The 15,926-nt window shown below is 66.7% G+C and carries 15 protein-coding genes; 3 read left to right on the forward strand and 12 right to left on the reverse strand.

Going from position 1 to position 15,926, the window contains the following annotated elements:
* Positions 1 to 310 precede the first annotated feature (310 nt).
* The 4 genes from GD628_RS03830 to GD628_RS03845 form a co-directional block, all read right to left on the reverse strand.
* On the reverse strand, positions 311 to 1,456 hold the full coding sequence (locus GD628_RS03830; RefSeq protein ID WP_091601728.1) for a glucose-1-phosphate adenylyltransferase family protein: 1,146 nt from the start codon (positions 1,454 to 1,456) through the stop codon (positions 311 to 313).
* Positions 1,457 to 1,957, reverse strand: a complete 501-nt coding sequence (locus GD628_RS03835; protein WP_091601725.1) for a MarR family winged helix-turn-helix transcriptional regulator — start codon at positions 1,955 to 1,957, stop codon at positions 1,457 to 1,459.
* A 112-nt stretch (positions 1,958 to 2,069) separates the two neighbouring features.
* Entirely contained in the window at positions 2,070 to 3,656 is a 1,587-nt protein-coding gene (locus GD628_RS03840; protein ID WP_176697526.1) for an MFS transporter, read from the reverse strand.
* 241 nt (positions 3,657 to 3,897) lie between these two features.
* A complete protein-coding gene (locus GD628_RS03845; RefSeq protein WP_152273861.1) occupies positions 3,898 to 4,671 on the reverse strand; it encodes an SGNH/GDSL hydrolase family protein in 774 nt (257 codons plus the stop codon).
* Between the two features lie 89 nt (positions 4,672 to 4,760).
* Here GD628_RS03845 and GD628_RS03850 point away from each other — a divergent pair, with 89 nt between their 5' ends.
* Positions 4,761 to 5,753 carry a diacylglycerol/lipid kinase family protein gene (locus tag GD628_RS03850; RefSeq protein WP_152273862.1) on the forward strand — a complete coding sequence of 331 codons (993 nt, stop codon included), beginning with the start codon at positions 4,761 to 4,763 and terminating at the stop codon, positions 5,751 to 5,753.
* A gap of 59 nt (positions 5,754 to 5,812) precedes the next feature.
* Here the strand turns inward: GD628_RS03850 and GD628_RS16615 are convergent, their stop codons facing one another.
* From GD628_RS16615 to GD628_RS03880, 6 genes are all read right to left on the reverse strand, one after another.
* Complete coding sequence (locus tag GD628_RS16615) at positions 5,813 to 6,631, reverse strand: M23 family metallopeptidase (protein WP_226802324.1); 819 nt, start codon at positions 6,629 to 6,631, stop codon at positions 5,813 to 5,815.
* A gap of 211 nt (positions 6,632 to 6,842) precedes the next feature.
* Positions 6,843 to 7,916, reverse strand: coding sequence for a siderophore-interacting protein (locus GD628_RS03860; protein WP_091601713.1), 1,074 nt, complete (start codon positions 7,914 to 7,916; stop codon positions 6,843 to 6,845).
* Positions 7,913 to 8,800 carry an ABC transporter ATP-binding protein gene (locus GD628_RS03865; RefSeq protein WP_091601710.1) on the reverse strand — a complete coding sequence of 296 codons (888 nt, stop codon included), beginning with the start codon at positions 8,798 to 8,800 and terminating at the stop codon, positions 7,913 to 7,915. The genes GD628_RS03860 and GD628_RS03865 overlap by 4 nt, the downstream gene beginning before the upstream one ends.
* Before the next feature lie 3 nt (positions 8,801 to 8,803).
* Complete coding sequence (locus GD628_RS03870) at positions 8,804 to 9,841, reverse strand: FecCD family ABC transporter permease (protein ID WP_152274222.1); 1,038 nt, start codon at positions 9,839 to 9,841, stop codon at positions 8,804 to 8,806.
* A gap of 14 nt (positions 9,842 to 9,855) precedes the next feature.
* Positions 9,856 to 10,827, reverse strand: coding sequence for a FecCD family ABC transporter permease (locus GD628_RS03875; protein WP_091602203.1), 972 nt, complete (start codon positions 10,825 to 10,827; stop codon positions 9,856 to 9,858).
* Positions 10,828 to 11,100: 273 nt separating this feature from the next.
* A complete protein-coding gene (locus tag GD628_RS03880; protein ID WP_152273863.1) occupies positions 11,101 to 12,150 on the reverse strand; it encodes a glutathione S-transferase family protein in 1,050 nt (349 codons plus the stop codon).
* A 144-nt stretch (positions 12,151 to 12,294) separates the two neighbouring features.
* Between GD628_RS03880 and GD628_RS03885 the strand changes: the two genes are divergently transcribed.
* Positions 12,295 to 13,332 carry an NAD-dependent epimerase/dehydratase family protein gene (locus tag GD628_RS03885; RefSeq protein WP_152273864.1) on the forward strand — a complete coding sequence of 346 codons (1,038 nt, stop codon included), beginning with the start codon at positions 12,295 to 12,297 and terminating at the stop codon, positions 13,330 to 13,332.
* Positions 13,333 to 13,404: 72 nt separating this feature from the next.
* Positions 13,405 to 14,367, forward strand: a complete 963-nt coding sequence (locus GD628_RS03890) for a DUF368 domain-containing protein (protein WP_091601701.1) — start codon at positions 13,405 to 13,407, stop codon at positions 14,365 to 14,367.
* 47 nt (positions 14,368 to 14,414) lie between these two features.
* On the opposite strand, the gene GD628_RS03895 is transcribed toward GD628_RS03890, so the two are convergent.
* Together GD628_RS03895 and GD628_RS03900 are read right to left on the reverse strand one after the other, a co-directional pair.
* Positions 14,415 to 15,482, reverse strand: coding sequence for a YihY/virulence factor BrkB family protein (locus GD628_RS03895; protein ID WP_091601698.1), 1,068 nt, complete (start codon positions 15,480 to 15,482; stop codon positions 14,415 to 14,417).
* A gap of 80 nt (positions 15,483 to 15,562) precedes the next feature.
* Positions 15,563 to 15,874 carry a PRC-barrel domain-containing protein gene (locus GD628_RS03900; RefSeq protein WP_091601694.1) on the reverse strand — a complete coding sequence of 104 codons (312 nt, stop codon included), beginning with the start codon at positions 15,872 to 15,874 and terminating at the stop codon, positions 15,563 to 15,565.
* Positions 15,875 to 15,926 lie beyond the last annotated feature (52 nt).

A 15,926-nucleotide genomic window follows, 5' to 3' on the forward strand; every position in this document is an offset into this window, starting at 1 on the left:
AAGCACCAGGCGATGCCGCCATGGCACCTGCAATAAAGAGCGTCCCGCCACCAGTTTTGACACCGTTATTACTGCGACTTTCCGGAGGTTGACCTGGCGGGGTGAGATCCAGCCGAAGTGCCTCGCCGCGGGGAAGACGGTGAAGTTCGGGCAGGCACAGCGGAAATCCACTGTGACAGCCTTCAATTCTAGGTTTATACGGGCGGCCACGCAAATGCCCTGGTCCCTGCTCTTGCGGGAAGGAACCAGATCATGGGCGCGACTTAACGCCTTCCTATCCTAAACGGTGCGGGCCCCTGGTCCAAACCGGCTAATCAGCGGAGGGCTTCTCCAGCGCTCCGGCGGCAGTCACGACGGCGATCCCGGTTTCCGGGTCCTCTTTCGCGCCGTCCAAATCAGTTGCGCCGCCCACCACGGCCCCGGAATCCACCACCATGTTCCGCAGCCGGGCGCCGCTGGTGACGCGCACTCCGTCCAGCAGCACGCAGCCATGGATCTCGGCGCCGGGTTCAACATGGCAGTCCGGGCCCACCACGCTGCGGACAACTTTGCCGTCCACGCGCGAGCCGGGAGCCAGCAGGCTGGTTTCAACCTGCGCAGAGGCACCCACGAAAGCGGGCAGGCGGCGCGGGGTGGCGGAAAGGATGGGCCATGCCGGGTCGTCGAAGACCAAGCCGTGCCCTTCGAGCAGGTCCATGTGCGCCTGGTGGTAGCTCTCCGGCGTACCCATGTCCCGCCAGTAGCCGTCCAACCGGTGTTCGATGACCTTTTCGCGCTCCACGAGGTACGGCAGGAGCTGGTCTCCGTAGTCTTCCAGCTTGCCGTCGCGCTCCATGAGCTCCTCCAGGCTGCGCAGCAGAACTTCGGCGTCGTAGAGGAAGATTTCCGCCGCAACCAGGTCCGACTTGGGATCCTCGGGCTTGTATTCGAACCCGGTGACGGTGCCGTCCGCCACTTCGAGGACACCGTGCTCGGACGGCTCATGGCTGATCCGGTAGCTCACTACGGTGAGGGCGGCGGCCGCGGACGTGTGCGCGGCTATAACGTCCCGGTAATCCAGCCGGTACAGGTGGTCCGCGCTGAGGACCAGGACCAGGTCCGGATCATATTCGCGGATGTAGTCCACCTGGCGGTACAGGGCATCGGCATTGCCTTCGGCGAACCCCTCCCCCTCGGACCCCTGGTAGGGCGGAAGCACGCGCAGGCCGCCGTTGGTGCGGTCCAGGTCCCAGGGCCGTCCGCTGACCAGATGGTCATTCAGGGACTTCGGTTCGTACTGCTCCACGATCCAGACGTCGCTGAGTCCGGAGTTGTGCAGGTTCGAAAGCGGGATGTCGATTAGCCGGTAGGAACCGCCCACCGGCATGGCAGGCTTGGCCCGCGTGTCTGTGAGGCTTCCCAGCCTTCCTCCGGATCCCCCGGCAAGGATGATGGTCAGTATCCGCGGCTGGCGCATTCAGGTTCCTTCGGTTGGGGCGCCCGGACGGTCCGAGGCCGGATCGAGCAGGGTAAGGATTTTGGTGCCTACGCGGGTCAGGTCTTCCACGTCCCGGTCATCCAAGGCGTCGAAAACCGCTTCCCGGACAGTCTCCACATGCCCGGGGGCGAGTTCAACCAGGGCAGCCATGCCCTCTTCCGTGAGTGCCGCCGTCGTCACCCGTGCGTCCGTGGGGGACGGGAAGCGGCGCATCCAGCCGCGCGCCTCGAGTTTCTTCACGACGTGTGACAGGCGGGAGAGGGAAGCGTTGGAGCGTGAGGCGAGTTCGCTCATGGCCAGCTGCTGCCCCTCGGCCTCCGACGTCATGGCCAGCACGTGGTAGTCAAAAAGGGTGATCCGTGCCCGGCGGAAAAGATCGGCGTCGAGGGTTCCCGGCAGCCGCGTGGCGACGGCGTAGAGCGCCAGCCAGGCGCTGCGTTCCTCCGGGGTGAGCCACCGGCCGGACTGCTGTTCGGTCATGGGGCCAATTCTCTCACGTCACTTGAGCCTTCAAGCCTTAAGTCAGGACCTGGCCGGCACCCTTCTCCATTCGGACAGGGGTGCCGGCCAGGCATCCGGCTCTGCGCAGGAGCTAGCGAACCGCTTCCCGGCCCCCGGGCGCGGATGGTCCGCCTGCCTCGTCCGCTGAGTCGAACGGGAGCGAATCCAGGTCAAGCAGCGGGTTCTCGTCCTGCGTCGCAACCAGCTCGCGGGCCTCCTCTTCGGTGGCAACGCTCGGCATGGACCCGGGCATCGGGCGGCGCGCCGATTCCTTCATGATGCCGATGGCGACGGCTCCAATGGCCGAGGTTGCCATCAGGTAGTAGGCGGGCATCATGTCATCGCCGGTAAGGGTGATCAGGCCCTGCATGATCAGCGGAGCGGTACCGCCAAAGATCGCCACCGCGAAGTTGTAGGCAATGCCCATCGCTCCGTAGCGGCTGGCGGTGGGGAAGAGTGCCGGCAGAGCCGAGGCCAGGTTGGCAACGTAGAACGTCACCGGAATGGCGAGCAGGCCCAGTCCGAGCAGGGTGGTCCAGATGGGGCCCTGGTCAATGAGGACGAAGGCCGGGACGGCCAGCACGATGGTGCTTCCGGCGCCCATCCACAGCACCGGGCGCCGGCCGATCCGGTCCGAAAGGCGTCCGGTCAGCGGAATGCACAGGGCCATGGCTACCAGCACCGGGATGGTCAGCAGGGTGCCGTGGAGCGGATCGTAGCCCTTCGAATCGGTGAGGTAGGAAGGCATGTAGGACGTCAGGGCGTACCCGACGGTGTTCGCTGCGGCCACGAGGACCATGGCCAGCACGATCGGGCGCCAGTAGGTGCGGAAGATCCCAAAGGTTCCCTGCGCAACTGAATCCTTGTCCAGGTCCTTGCTGGCGGCGGAAGCGGCCTGCTCCTCCTGGGCGTCCAAGGTGGCCTGGAAAGCGGGGGATTCTTCGATCTTCAGGCGGAAGTAGATGGCAATGGCGCCAAGCGGTCCGGCGATCAGGAACGGGATCCGCCAGCCCCAGTCCAGCATGGTTTCTTCGCTGAGGGTCAGCTGCAGCGTTGAGACTGTCAGCGCGCCGAGGGCGAAGCCCATGTAGCTGCCGAGGTCCAGGATGCTGGCCAGGAAGCCGCGGCGCTTGTCCGGAGCGTATTCCGAGACGAACGTGGTGGCGCCTGCGTATTCACCACCGGTGCTGAAGCCCTGCAGGAGCTTCATGAGGACCAGCAGCACGGGTGCGGCCATGCCAATCTGGGCATAACCCGGCAGCAGGCCAATGACGAACGTGGACGCCGCCATCATGATCAGCGTGGCGGCCAGCGTCTTCTGCCGGCCAATCCGGTCTCCGATGCGCCCGAAGACGACGCCGCCCAGCGGGCGGGCAACGAAGGTCGCCGCGAACACGCCCAGGCTGAAGAGCAGCTGGGCGGCGGGGTCCGCGTCGGAAAGGAAGACGGCGCCCATGGTGACGGCCAGGTAGCCGTACACGCCGATGTCGAACCATTCCATGGTGTTGCCGACGACGGTGCCTCCGACGGCTTTCTTCATCATCGAATGATCAACTACGTTGACGTCTTCTACCTCGAGCCGGCGGCGGCGAAGCGGGTTGCGCTTCGGTTTGCGGGCCGCAGCGCCCGGGAGTGAACCGGGCGGAGCGGTGCTCGAATCAGGTGCTTCCTGCTGCATTTGGGCCTTTTCTCTAGAGGTCATCTGCTGAGGGGTGGTGCATCCCTGCGCGCCGGCAGCGGGCCGGCAGACCCATAAGTCTAGAAAAACGGGCGGCTATTCCCGAATCGTAAGGGTGCTTATCCAGGTTCGGGCGCGCGGCAGCGCCCGCAGTGGCCAACAACTACGCGGCAATCCACGAGTATTGTGAAGTGAGTCACACACATAGTTTCGCGGGGCCTTTTCCGGCCCTGGACCCGGCTCAGCCCTGTGGAGCGAGCTGCACCAGCCCCGGGAATTTGGCGGTGAGATTATCTCCCGAGGAAACTCCGCGGAGGCGCCGGCTGACCCACGGACCGAGGTACTCACGGGCCCAGCGAGCGTCGTGCTTCAGGCGCTGGATCCGGTCGCGGGCCGGCAGGGTATCCAGCTCGGGAACATCCAGTGCGTCGGTGGCACGCAGCACCTCAAGAACCTTCTTCGCCGTCTGGATGTGGCCTGCCGGGGACATGTGAAGGCGGTCCACGTCCCAGTACCTCTCGTCCTGCAGGACCTTCAGGCGCCAGTAGTCCACCAGGATTGCTCCGCGTGCGTCCACGGCTTCGCGCACCAGCTCGTTGTACAGTGCGGTGCGTCCCCGCGTCCGGCCGAAAATGGGCGACTGGCCCGAGTCGAAACCCGTGAAGACCAGCACGGCCGCTCCGGAGGCCTGCAGGCGGCCGATCGCGGAATCGTAGGCCTGGACAATGGCATCGATGTCCACCTTGGGACGCAGGATGTCATTGCCGCCGGCATAGATGCTCACCAGCGTGGGTTCCAGTGCCAGTGCCGGTTCAATTTGCTCGTCGATGACCTGGCGCAGCTTCTTTCCGCGGATGGCCAGGTTGGCATAGCCCCAGGAGGGGTCGGCCAGGGTGAGCTGCTCCGCTACCCGGTCCGCCCAGCCGCGGACGCCGTTGGGGCGGGAGGAATCCCAGTCCCCCACACCTTCGGTAAAGGAATCTCCAAGGGCCACGTATCGCTGCGAGAAAGTCACCCCCACAGCCTACAAGCCGTTCTTCACGCCGGTGGCCCGGCAGCAGTCTAGACTCAGAGCCGGAACACTCCCATCTATCGAAGGGCATCATGTCCAGCCAGTCCCAGACGCAGGGCGCGGCAGAATCCGCTGCGCACTCCCCCGGTCGGCGCGCCGCCGTCGTTATCAACCCCACCAAGAAGACAGACGTGGACATCCGCGCACTGGTGGAGCAGGTCTGCGCCGGTGAAGGGTGGGCTGCGCCGCTGTGGCTGGAAACTGAGGCGGATGACCCCGGCCACGGCATGGCGAAGCAGGCGCTGGAAGAAGGTGCCGACGTCGTCATCGCCGCGGGGGGCGACGGCACCGTACGCTGCGTCGCCGCTGAGCTGGCCGACACGGACACTCCCCTGGGACTGCTGCCGCTCGGGACCGGCAACCTGCTGGCCCGGAACCTGGACGTGCCGGTTGATGACCCGGAGGGTGCCATCCGCACGGCTCTGGCAGGGACCGAACGGCGCATTGACGTGGTCCACGTCAAGGTGGACGAGGCCGTGGACAGCGAAATCTTCCTGGTCATGGCCGGGCTCGGCTACGACGCCGTGATGATGGGGGACACCAATACTGCGCTCAAGGACCGCGTGGGATGGCTGGCCTACGTGGATGCCGGTATCCGCAACCTCCCCGGCAAGCCGGTGAAGACCATGATCTCGATTGACGGCGGCAAACCGTTCTCCCGGCGGCTCCGCAGCGTCATGGGCGGCAATTGCGGCAAGATCGTCGGCGGCCTGGAAGTCTTCCCCGGTGCCAAGATCGATGACGGCCTCCTGGACATCATGACCATGGCGCCGAAGGGCCGGCTCGGCTGGCTCTCCGTGGTGGCCGGGCTGCTGCGCCGCGGCAAGGGCCGGGGTACGGCCGTTGAGTACTTCCAGTGCCGCAGCGCCGATATCTGGGCGGACTCCCCGCAGGACTTCGAGATGGACGGAGACCACCTGGGCAGCGCAACGCGCCTGTCGCTGCGGGTTGATCCGAGCGCCCTGCGGATCCGCATGCCCCACGGAAAGAAAGACCCGGCGATCCTCACCAATCCGGAGCCCTAAGCTCCCGAAGACATAAGAAGGACAGCCCCCGGCTCATGCCGGGGGCTGTCTGTTGTGACCTAGAGCCAGGTCATGGGATCGATGTATTCACCGTTGATGAGCACTTCGAAGTGCAGGTGGGGACCGGTGGAGTTTCCGGTGCTGCCAACTCCGCCGACTGCCTGGCCTTCCCCGACGGGCTGTCCGGGTTCAACCCGGATGTCGTTGAGATGGTTGTAGGTGGTCTGGGTTCCGTTCCCGTGGTCCACCACCACCCTGAGCCCACCGCCGCCGGTGGTGTGCCAGCCGGCTTCCGTGACCGTGCCTGCTCGGGCTGAGCGGACCTCGGTGCCCGTGACTCCGCGGAAATCGGTGCCGGTGTGCCACTCCTGGCCGGATCCGGTCATCGGGTTGATCCGCCACCCGAACGGTGAGGTGATCACCATTCCGTCCACCGGAACGGAAGGCTTGGCCGGTGGCTCTTCGGCAACGGGGGCGGTAGTGCCGGCGCCATCCTGGACCGGGGCGGTTGAGCCGGCGCCGTCCTCGACGGGAGCCTCTGCGGGCGGTTCCTCGTCAAGCTGACGGATGTTGACCAGCTGCCGTTCGGAAACCGTTTCGGGTGCTTCAAGGGTTGCGGCTTCGGCCACGCCGAAGACCATCCCGCTGAGCAGCAGGGAAGCGCCGGTTCCAAGCGCTGCCGTCTTGCGTGCGGGTGTGCTGTATGTCCGGGCACGCCGCAGGGCCTGCTGCAGCCCGGCGGAATCGAAAAGATGCTGACGGTCGCCTTCCGGCCCGGCATGCCGGCCGGGGGTACGGTACCGGGACGCGGTTTCGGTGATATACCGTCGGAAAGCGTCAGCCAGGTTCCGGGCGGTCTCGTTCAGTTTGGGGGTCACGCATACTCCACTGTGGATAGACAACAGTTCTGTCGGTACTGCGGTGCCTCTTGAGGGCGTGCGAGAGCCACGGAAAAGTGGAAGTGATTTCCTCCAGCTTAACGAAGCCCGTCTTGACAGTGGAGCTTTTGTGTCTAAACAAACAGGGGCGCGTGGCGGGGCCTACTGCCCGGCCGGCAGCGCCAATTCACACCAGGCGGGAAGCGGAAATTTAGGAAGCTTCGGCCCGTCCCTGCCGCCAGTAGCCCATGAAGGCCACCTGCTTGCGGTCGATTCCGGCTTCCCGGACCAGGTAGCGGCGCAGCCCCCGGACTACCGCCGCTTCGCCCGCAATCCAGGCATAGAACGGCAGCGCGCCGGCAGGCGTATTGGGGCTGGGAGAACCCTTGACGACGTCGGGGTCGAGCCGGGCGGGCGTTTCCCAGAGTATAACTGAATCGATGTCCACGTCTTCCAGTTCCGGCCGGCGGGCCGGAACAGGAGCAGCCGTTTCCGCGCGTTCAACCGTGGCGTACCCCGGAACCGCGACGGCATCCCGTACCGCGGCTTCCAGCGCTTCGCCGTGAGGCCGGCCGTTGCGGGGGAGCCAGCTGATGCTCACCTTGGATGCCGTGGTGAGCTGCTGGACGTCTGCGGCGTCGGGAACTTCCAGCAGCGCGTGTCCGGTGAAGTCCTCCGGAAGGTTTTCGAGGATGGAGGCGATCGCCGGCACCGCGGTCTCGTCACCGGCCAGCAGCACGTGCTGGGCCAGTCCGGGACGCCATTCAATGCCACCGTAGGACTCCGCGGTGACGCAGTGCACTGCGTTGGGGCCGATGACCGTCACACGGTCCCCGGGCTTTGCCGCGGCCGCCCAGGTGGAAGCCGGGCCGCCTTCGCCGTCGGCATCGAAGTGCAGGACGAAGTCGACGTCGATCTCCGGCTCGGGCGCGGAGCAGCGGGAGGCCCGGACGGTGTACGTGCGCATCGAGCCGCGGGCCTGCGCATCCATGGCGAGCCAGTTCCGGTACCACCCGGCGTCGTCGCAGTCGATGGGAGGCAGCGGCGCCCGGGTGCCGTCAGCGGCCTGCGGCGGAATGACCAGCTTGATCCGGAGGTCGTCCGTGCAGCCCTGCACCCCGAATTCGCGCAGGCATTCCCCGCCGAAGGTGATGCGCTGGAAGTTGGCGCTGAGCCGCAAGACGTTACGGACCTCGACGTCGAAGGCCAGTACGGCAGCATTCGCGCCCTGGCGCCGTGCCGGGGCAGCAGCCGCTGCCGTCGAGGTGGTGCGGATAGCGGTCATGAAGCTGCCTCCATTGGGTTGTGGTGCTCATGGCGGGAATCGTGCGGGTTGGGCAGGTAGCCCACGGCGGGGTTCTTCGCGGCCGGAGCCGGGCGGGAATGGTGGCGTCCCACCGGGACCACCATGGGCGTTCCGGATACCGGATCGGGGATGACGGCGGCTTCCAGGCCGAATACGTCCTGGACCAGTTCCTCGGTCACGACGTCGGCCGGAGCACCCTGGGCGGCGATGCAGCCGCCCTTCATGGCAATGAGGTGGTCTGCGTAGCGGGCCGCCAGGTTCAGGTCATGCAGGACTATCACCACGGTGGTGCCCGCGCGCCGGTTCAGGTCAGTAACCAGGTCCAGGACTTCCACCTGGTGGGTGACGTCCAGGAAGGTGGTGGGTTCGTCCAGGAGCAGGATGTCCGTCTGCTGGGCCAGTGCCATGGCGATCCAGACCCGCTGGCGCTGGCCGCCGGAGAGCTCGTCGATGTCCCGTCCAGCGAGCTCCAGCGTGCCGGTCGCTTCGAGGGCAGCGGCGACTGCGGCGTCGTCATCCGCGTTCCACTGGCGGAACCAGCCCTGGTGCGGGTAGCGGCCACGGCCCACGAGGTCCGCGACGGTGATGCCATCCGGCGCGTTCGGCGTCTGGGGCAGCAGGCCGAGGGTGCGGGCTACTTCGCGGCTGGGCATTGAATTGATGTTCCGGCCGTTCAGTTCCACCACGCCGGAGGCAGGCTTCAGCAGGCGCGCCAGGCCACGCAGGAGAGTGGACTTCCCGCAGGCGTTGGCACCGACGATCACGGTGATCTTCCCGGCGGGCAGCTCAACGGTAAGGCCGTCTACCACCGTCCGGTCTGCGTAGGAGAGCACCAGGTCCCGTGCCTCGAGCTTGTTCTGCATGCTTTAGCCTCCTCGGCCTACGCGGTTGGAGCTGACGAGCAGCCACAGCAGGAACGGCGCGCCCAAGGCGCCCGTCACAACGCCGACGGGCAGGGCACCCGGAAGCAGGTTGCCGGCCACGAAGTCGGCGGCCAGCAGGATGAGGGCACCGGTGAGGGCGGCCGCAGCCAGCGAGGCACGCCCGCCAATCAGCTGGCGGGAAATCGGGCCGGCCAGGAACGCCACAAAGGCCACGGGCCCCGCCGCTGCGGTCGCCACGGCAGCGAGTGCGACGCCGGTGAACAGCAGGCCGGCGCGGGTTCCTTCCACGGGCAGGCCCAGTCCGGCAGCGAAATCGTCCCCCAGTTCCAGCACGCGCAGGCGCCGGCCCAGCAGGACGGCGGCGGGGATCAGCACCACCAGTGCGGCGGCAACGATGCCGGCACGCTCCCAGGACGCGGAGTTGAGGGACCCGGTCAGCCACACGAGCGACTCGGCTGCCGTGCGGACATCCGTGCGGGTGAGCAGGAAGTTCACCACGGCCTGGAGCACGGCCGCGAAGCCGATACCCATGAGGACAAGGCGTGCACCGGACGCCCCGCCGCGCCGGCTGAGCAGGTGCAGGGACACGGCGATCACGCAGGCCCCGGCGAGGGCAGCGAGGGAGACTCCGGCGCCGGTGGCACCAAAGACGACCATGGCCGTGACGGCCGCGGCGCTCGCTCCGTAGCTGATGCCGATGATGTCCGGGCTGGCCAGCGGGTTGCGGAGCATGGTCTGGAAAAGGTGTCCGGAGATTCCGAAGGCCGCGCCAATGAGGACGGCGGTCACGGCACGCGGCAGCTTGCTCTCCATAACGATGAACGAGGCGCCGGGGATCCTCTCCCCCGCCAGGATGCGCACAAAGTCAGGGATGGTCACGGTGTAGCTGCCGAGCAGCACGCCGGCGAAGAAGAGCACCACCACTGCGGCTGCAAGCGCAGCAAGTACCGCACGGCGGCGCCGCCCGCTGCGCCGGCGGACGTCCCGTACGGCTGCGGCGGCAGGCCGGTTCTCCTGCATCAGGGGTGCGGCGCTCACAGCTCGGCCAGCTTCCGCCGGCGGATGATCGCAATAAAGACGGGTGCGCCGATGACGGCGGTCATGATGCCAACCGGCACTTCGCCAGGGGGCAGGATGAGACGGCCGACGACGTCCGCCACCAGCAGCAGTACGGGCGCCAGCACCGCCGAGAGCACCAGGATCCACCGGTAGTCCGGCCCGGCCAGGCCGCGTACCAGGTGCGGAATGACCAGGCCGAGGAACGCGATGGGGCCGGCCGCCGCGGTTGCGGCACCGCAGAGCAGCACGACGCCAACTGCCATGACGCCGCGGGAAAGGGCGACGTTCTGGCCCAGGCCGCGCGCGACGTCGTCGCCCAGGCTCAGGCCGTTCAGCGCACGACCGGAGGCAAGCAGGATGGCTGCGCCCACGGCGAGGAACGGGATCAGCGGAAGCAGGACGTCCCAGCCGCGGCCGGAGACCGTGCCCACCTGCCAGAAGCGGAAGGTGTTCAGAGTCTGCTGGCTGGAGACCAGCACGGCGGAGAGCAGGCTGGTTAGTCCGGCGGTGAGGGCCGCGCCGGCCAGTGCCAGCTTCACCGGGGTGGCCCCTTCCCTGCCCAGGGACGCGACGGCGTAAACCACCAGTGCGGCGAGGGCTGTGCCTGCGAGGGCGAACCACACATAGCCGGTAAAGGACGTAACGCCGAAAACGTAGATTGCGGTGACGACCGCGAAGGCCGCGCCCGCGTTAAGGCCCATGATTCCGGGGTCTGCGAGGGGGTTGCGGGTCATGCCCTGCAGCGCGGTTCCGGCAAGTCCGAGCGCGGCGCCGATGAGCAGCGCGGAGACGGTGCGCGGAAGCCGGCTCAGCACGACGGCGTGGTCACCGTTGGCGGGATCGGCGTTGACGAGGGCCTGCCAGACGGTGTCTAGGGAGAGCGGCCTGGCACCGAGCGCAACGGAGGCGAATGCGGCCACGGCCAGGATGCCGAGGGAGACTGCCAGAAGGAGCACCGGGGGCACCCGGCGGCCATTCTGCTGTGCGGGCCGGGAACCGGAGACGGGGGTGCTGAGCACGGCCGGTGAGGACACGGCGGCACCTCCTGAAGCCAGCGGTATAGGACTTAAGTAAGGCTAACCTACGGCTGGTCAGATTAAGAAACAGTTCTGTGCCGTATTACTCACCACGAGACACGCGAGAGGCCAGTTACGGCTCGTATGGACGTCCATAACAGCCGTAACTGGCCTCTCGCGGGTTCAGGAGTGAAGCAAAGCGAGTTACTCGGCGCCGTGGCCGGGGGCAACTTCCTCGCCGGGACGGACCGGTCCGGGAGCGGTTCCGTTACCGAACGGACGGCCGCCCAGCGCCTCCCGTCCGTGCTCGGTCAGCCAGACCGAGTTGTCCGGCCCCTTGGGCACGATCCCCGTGGGATTAATGTCCTCGTGGACGATGTAGTAGTGCTGCTTGATCTGCACGAAATCCACGGTGTCGCCGAAGCCCGGAGTCTGGAACAGGTCCCGGGCGTAGCCCCACAGGTTCGGCATCTCGCTGAGCTTGTTCCGGTTGCACTTGAAATGGCCGTGGTAGACGGCGTCGAACCGAACCAGGGTGGTGAACAGCCGCACGTCAGCCTCGGTGATGGTGTCACCAATCAGGTACCGCTGCGTGGCCAGCCGGTCTTCCAGCCAGTCCATTGCCGTCCAGAGGCGGTCATAAGCGGCGTCGTACGCTTCCTGCGATCCGGCGAAACCGCAGCGGTACACACCGTTGTTCACCTCGGTGAAGACGCGCTTGTTGACCTCGCGCATTTCCTCCAGATGTTCGGCCGGCCACAGGTCCGGAGCTCCGTCGCGGTGGAAATCGACCCACTCGCTGCTGAAGTCCTCGGTGATCTGCGGGAAGTTGTTCGTCACCACGGCGCCGGTGGGTATATCGACGACGGCGGGAACGGTGATACCGCGGCTGTAGCCGGGGGTGCGGCGGAAGAAGGCTTCCTGCAGCCGTTCGATGCCCAGTACCGGGTCCTTGCCGTCCGGGTCCAGGTCGAAGGTCCAGCTGCGGGAGTCGTGCGTGGGGCCGGGCATGCCCAAGGAGATCGCATCCTCCAGGCCCAGCAGCCGGCGCACGATGATGGTGCGGTTGGCCCAAGGGCACGCGCGGGCCGCGATCAACCGGTACCGGCCCGCTTCTACGGGGTAGCCATCACGGCCGTCTCGGGTGATGCGGGTTTCGATGTAGTTGGTGTCGCGGGTGTACTCCTGCCCGCCGGACACATAGGCCCCCTTGGTGCTGTACTCCGATGCTGCCTGGTCCGCTGCGTTCGCCATGGTCGCTCCGCCTTTCCTCACCGCTTGCCTGCTCTGGCCTCCAGCCTATCGCCCTGCCGGCCGGGCCGGTTGAGCTGTAGAGTCGGGAACCAACAGCACTGCCGCAGCGGAACCGCGGGTTCGAAGATCGAAGGGACTTTCTTGATGCGTGTAGCCGTCCTTGGAGCAACCGGAAACGTTGGGACCGCCGTCCTGCGCAGACTGCAGGCAGCGCGGGCCGAACGTCCCGATGGCCTGGAGATCATCGGCGTCGCCCGCCGGATTCCGGAGCAGCGCACCGGCCCCTACGAGTCAGTGCAGTGGCACAGCATCGACGTAGCGTCACGGGCGGGAACCGAAGAGCTGACTGAGGTGCTGCGCGGCGTGGACGCCGTGATCCACCTGGTCTGGGCCATTCAGCCGAACCGTGATGAGGCGGAGCTGCACCGGATTAACGTGCGCGGTACGCAGAACATGCTCGCCGCTGCTGCGGAGGCCGGAGTGCGGCAGGTTGTCTGCGCGTCCTCCGTGGGCGCCTACTCCCCTGCCCCGAAGGACAGGCTTACGGACGAGTCCTGGCCGGCCCGCGGCATCGCCACTTCCCACTACAGCCGGCACAAGGGTGAGCAGGAAGAACTGCTGGACGAATTCGAGCGGCGCTATCCGGAGATCCGGGTGGCACGGCTGCGTCCGGGACTGATTTTCCAGTCCGACGCCGGCAGTGAAATTGGCCGGTACTTCCTGGGCCCGCTGGTTCCCCGGTCCATCCTGAACAAGCTCAGCCTGCCGATCATCCCGCTGCCCGCCGAGTTCTCCTTCCAGGTGGTCCACGCGGATGACATGGCGGACGCGTACTGGCGCGTCGTGGACCAGCGGGCGGAGGGTGCCTTCAACATTGCCTCCGATCCCGTCGTCACGCCCGAGCTGCTGGCCGGCATGCTGGGAGCTCGCAGGATCATTAACGTTCCCGTGCGTGTCATCCGTGCCATTGTGGGCCTCACCTGGGCCGCACATCTGCAGGCCACCGATCCGGGATGGATCGACATGGCTGCGGGAGCACCGCTGATGGACACCACCCGTGCCCGTGAGGTTCTTGGCTGGCAGCCGACCCGCACGTCCCTGCGGGCGTTCCAGGATGTGCTGGACGGACTGAGCGAGCAGGCCGGCGTACCGGCATCGCCGCTGCTGGGTCCCGGCCGCTGATCCGGCCTCCCGGCCTGCTGCAGCGGGCCGGGAGTTCCCGGTGCCTCCGGGACGTCTAGTAGCGTGGACCGAATGGTTTCTTCACACCCCTCGCCGCTGCCCACGCCGTCCAAACCCGCGCGGCCCGTCCGTTCCGGCGTCACCCACGCCGGCCGCGGCGCCCTCATTGGCCTGGTGGAACTTGTCCCCGGAGTCTCCGGCGGCACCGTTGCACTGGTCCTTGGCGTTTTCGATCGGCTGATCGCCTCGGCAAACCACTTCATCAGCGGCGCAGTGCACCTGGTGCTCCGGCGGGACCGGGCCGGCGCCGTCCGCAGGGCGTCCGGGGTGGAATGGAACCTGCTCCTCCCGCTGGCTGCCGGAATGTTCCTTGCCCTGATCTTCCTGTCCGGACCGCTGCATGCCTTCGTGGAGGGCCAGCCGAAGATCGCCAGCGGATTGTTCTTCGGCATGGTGGCGGCCAGCCTGGTTGTTCCGATCAGCATGGCCCGTGACGCCGCGCCGGCCGGACCGGCGACGGCGGCGGGCAGGCTGGCTGGTCCCGCGGTGGTGCTCGTGACAGCTGCCGCCGCGTTCGCGCTGCTCGGGATCCCCGCCCTGCAGATTGAGAACCACTCGTGGTGGGTCCTGGTCCTCAGCGGTGCGATAGCAGTCTGTGCGTTGGCGCTTCCCGGCCTGTCCGGGTCCTTCCTGCTGCTGACCTTTGGCATGTACGAGCCGACGCTGGAAGCCGTGAGCAACCGGGACCTGGGATACCTTGCCTTCTTCGCCGCCGGAGCGGTCATCGGCCTGGGGTCCTTTGTCCGCCTGCTGGGTTACCTGCTGCGGGTCCACCGCCGTGCCGTCCTGCTGGTGGCGACCGGCCTGATCCTGGGTTCCATCCGGGCGCTGTGGCCCTGGCAGGAAGACAGTGCCCTGCTGCCGCCCGATGATGCGTGGATGATGCCGCTCGCCGCCGCCCTTATCGGTGCCGCGGTGGTGCTGCTGCTGTGGTTCGCACAGTCCCGCGCCGAAGCGAAGAACCTTTCCGCCTAGCACCTGCGGCCTGGTTCCCGGCCCGCTGGAGCGGGCCGGGAAACCGCCTACAGGTCGTCGTCGTAGTCCTTGCCCGCGTGCTGCTGGCGCAGTTCCCGGCCCTGCTGGACGTCCTTTTCTTCTTGTTCCGCGCGCTTCTCGATCTGGCGGGTGTCCCGCGGAGGCAGCTGAATCGAATGCTCGGCCTGGATCCCGGCCTGCAGTTCCCGGCCGCGTTCCACCTCGGCGTCGAACTCGGCGCCAAAGAGCAGGGATATATTCACCAGCCACAGCCACAGCAGCAGCACGATGACACCACCGATTGCACCGTAGGTGGCGTTGTAGCTGCCGAACCGGCTGACATAGAAGGCGAACCCGAGCGTGGCAACGGCCATGACCACCAGTGCCAGGAAGGCACCCATGCTCATCCAGCGGAACTTGGGCTGCTTCACGTTGGGTGTGGCGTAGTACAGCACGGCAATCAGGATGACGGCGAAAATGACCATCACCGGCCACTTGGCGATGTTCCACACGGTCAGGGCCTGCCCGCCCATGCCGATCCAGTTGCCGATGCTTTCGGCGATCGGCCCGCTGACCACCAGCATAATCAGCAGGCAGGCCACGAGGAGGATCAGGATGAGGGTGACCAGCAGCTGGATGGGGCGCAGCTTCCAGATGGGCCGGCCCTCTTCGACTTCGTAGATCCGGTTCATCGCCCGCCCGAACGCGCCGGTGTAGCCGGAGGCGGACCAGAGGGCGCCCGCGAGACCAACGAACAGCGCCAGACCCGCTGCGGAGGAGGAAGTGAGCTGCTCGATCGGCCCCTCTAGCACCGTGACGGCTTCGGCCGGCGCGAAGGAGCGGACGTACTCCATCAGGGTGCTGGTAGTGCTCTCCGCCTGCCCCACAAGGCCCAGAATGGAAACCAGGGCCAGTAGCGCTGGGAACAGCGCGAGCACCGTGTAGTAGGTCAGGGACGCAGCCAGGTCGGTGCACTGGTCCTTGGAGAATTCCCGCGCTGTTTTCTTGAAGATATACATCCAGCTGGGCTTGGTGACTTCCGCCGGGGTGTCCGGCTTCGACGCCGTTCCGAGCGAACCTTCGCCCGACTGGTCAGATTTGTCCTGCTGAGCCATGGGGCCCCTCCTGGCATGCTCGAGTCCGGGTTACCCATGGTATTGCTAAGTAGACTTATGTCCAAGCAGCCCCGCCGGGCTCACCAGGCCTTGTAATAGTCCTCCAGCTGCGCTTCCTCCTCCGGAGTAAGCGCGCCGTCGTGGTCCACGTCCGGGGAATCCTCGATCGCCTTGCGGGAATAGTTCACGTACAGGTCATCGTCGTCCCGGCGGGAGCCCTGCAGCGGCACGAAATACTGCCGGCCTTCAAAGAGCCCCAACGCCACCGTGATCCAGGCCGGCTGTCCCGTGGCCCGGTCCAGATGGACGTTGCCCACCAGCCCCAGCCGTTCGCCGTCCTTCGCCCACACATTCGAGCCCTGCAATTCGTGGATCACGTACTGGTCAACCATGGCCGCTGGCTCCTTCTCAGGGTGGTTCGCACAGCCTTTCCGGCTTCGCTGG

Origin of the sequence: Arthrobacter koreensis (assembly GCF_009193255.1) — a bacterium.
Classification (GTDB): Bacteria; Actinomycetota; Actinomycetes; order Actinomycetales; family Micrococcaceae; genus Arthrobacter_B; species Arthrobacter_B koreensis.

Excerpts from the sequence above, each read along its gene's own strand:
- GD628_RS03865 (WP_091601710.1), bottom strand. The coding sequence starts at position 8,800 with ATGCAGAACAAGCTCGAGGCACGGGACCTGGTGCTCTCCTACGCAGAC.
- GD628_RS03860 (WP_091601713.1), bottom strand. The coding sequence starts at position 7,916 with ATGACCGCTATCCGCACCACCTCGACGGCAGCGGCTGCTGCCCCGGCA.
- GD628_RS03885 (WP_152273864.1), top strand. The coding sequence starts at position 12,295 with ATGCGTGTAGCCGTCCTTGGAGCAACCGGAAACGTTGGGACCGCCGTC.
- GD628_RS03895 (WP_091601698.1), bottom strand. The coding sequence starts at position 15,482 with ATGGCTCAGCAGGACAAATCTGACCAGTCGGGCGAAGGTTCGCTCGGA.
- GD628_RS03880 (WP_152273863.1), bottom strand. The coding sequence starts at position 12,150 with ATGGCGAACGCAGCGGACCAGGCAGCATCGGAGTACAGCACCAAGGGG.
- GD628_RS03830 (WP_091601728.1), bottom strand. The coding sequence starts at position 1,456 with ATGCGCCAGCCGCGGATACTGACCATCATCCTTGCCGGGGGATCCGGA.
- GD628_RS03835 (WP_091601725.1), bottom strand. The coding sequence starts at position 1,957 with ATGACCGAACAGCAGTCCGGCCGGTGGCTCACCCCGGAGGAACGCAGC.
- GD628_RS03890 (WP_091601701.1), top strand. The coding sequence starts at position 13,405 with ATGGTTTCTTCACACCCCTCGCCGCTGCCCACGCCGTCCAAACCCGCG.
- GD628_RS03900 (WP_091601694.1), bottom strand. The coding sequence starts at position 15,874 with ATGGTTGACCAGTACGTGATCCACGAATTGCAGGGCTCGAATGTGTGG.
- GD628_RS03850 (WP_152273862.1), top strand. The coding sequence starts at position 4,761 with ATGTCCAGCCAGTCCCAGACGCAGGGCGCGGCAGAATCCGCTGCGCAC.
- GD628_RS03870 (WP_152274222.1), bottom strand. The coding sequence starts at position 9,841 with ATGCAGGAGAACCGGCCTGCCGCCGCAGCCGTACGGGACGTCCGCCGG.
- GD628_RS03840 (WP_176697526.1), bottom strand. The coding sequence starts at position 3,656 with ATGCAGCAGGAAGCACCTGATTCGAGCACCGCTCCGCCCGGTTCACTC.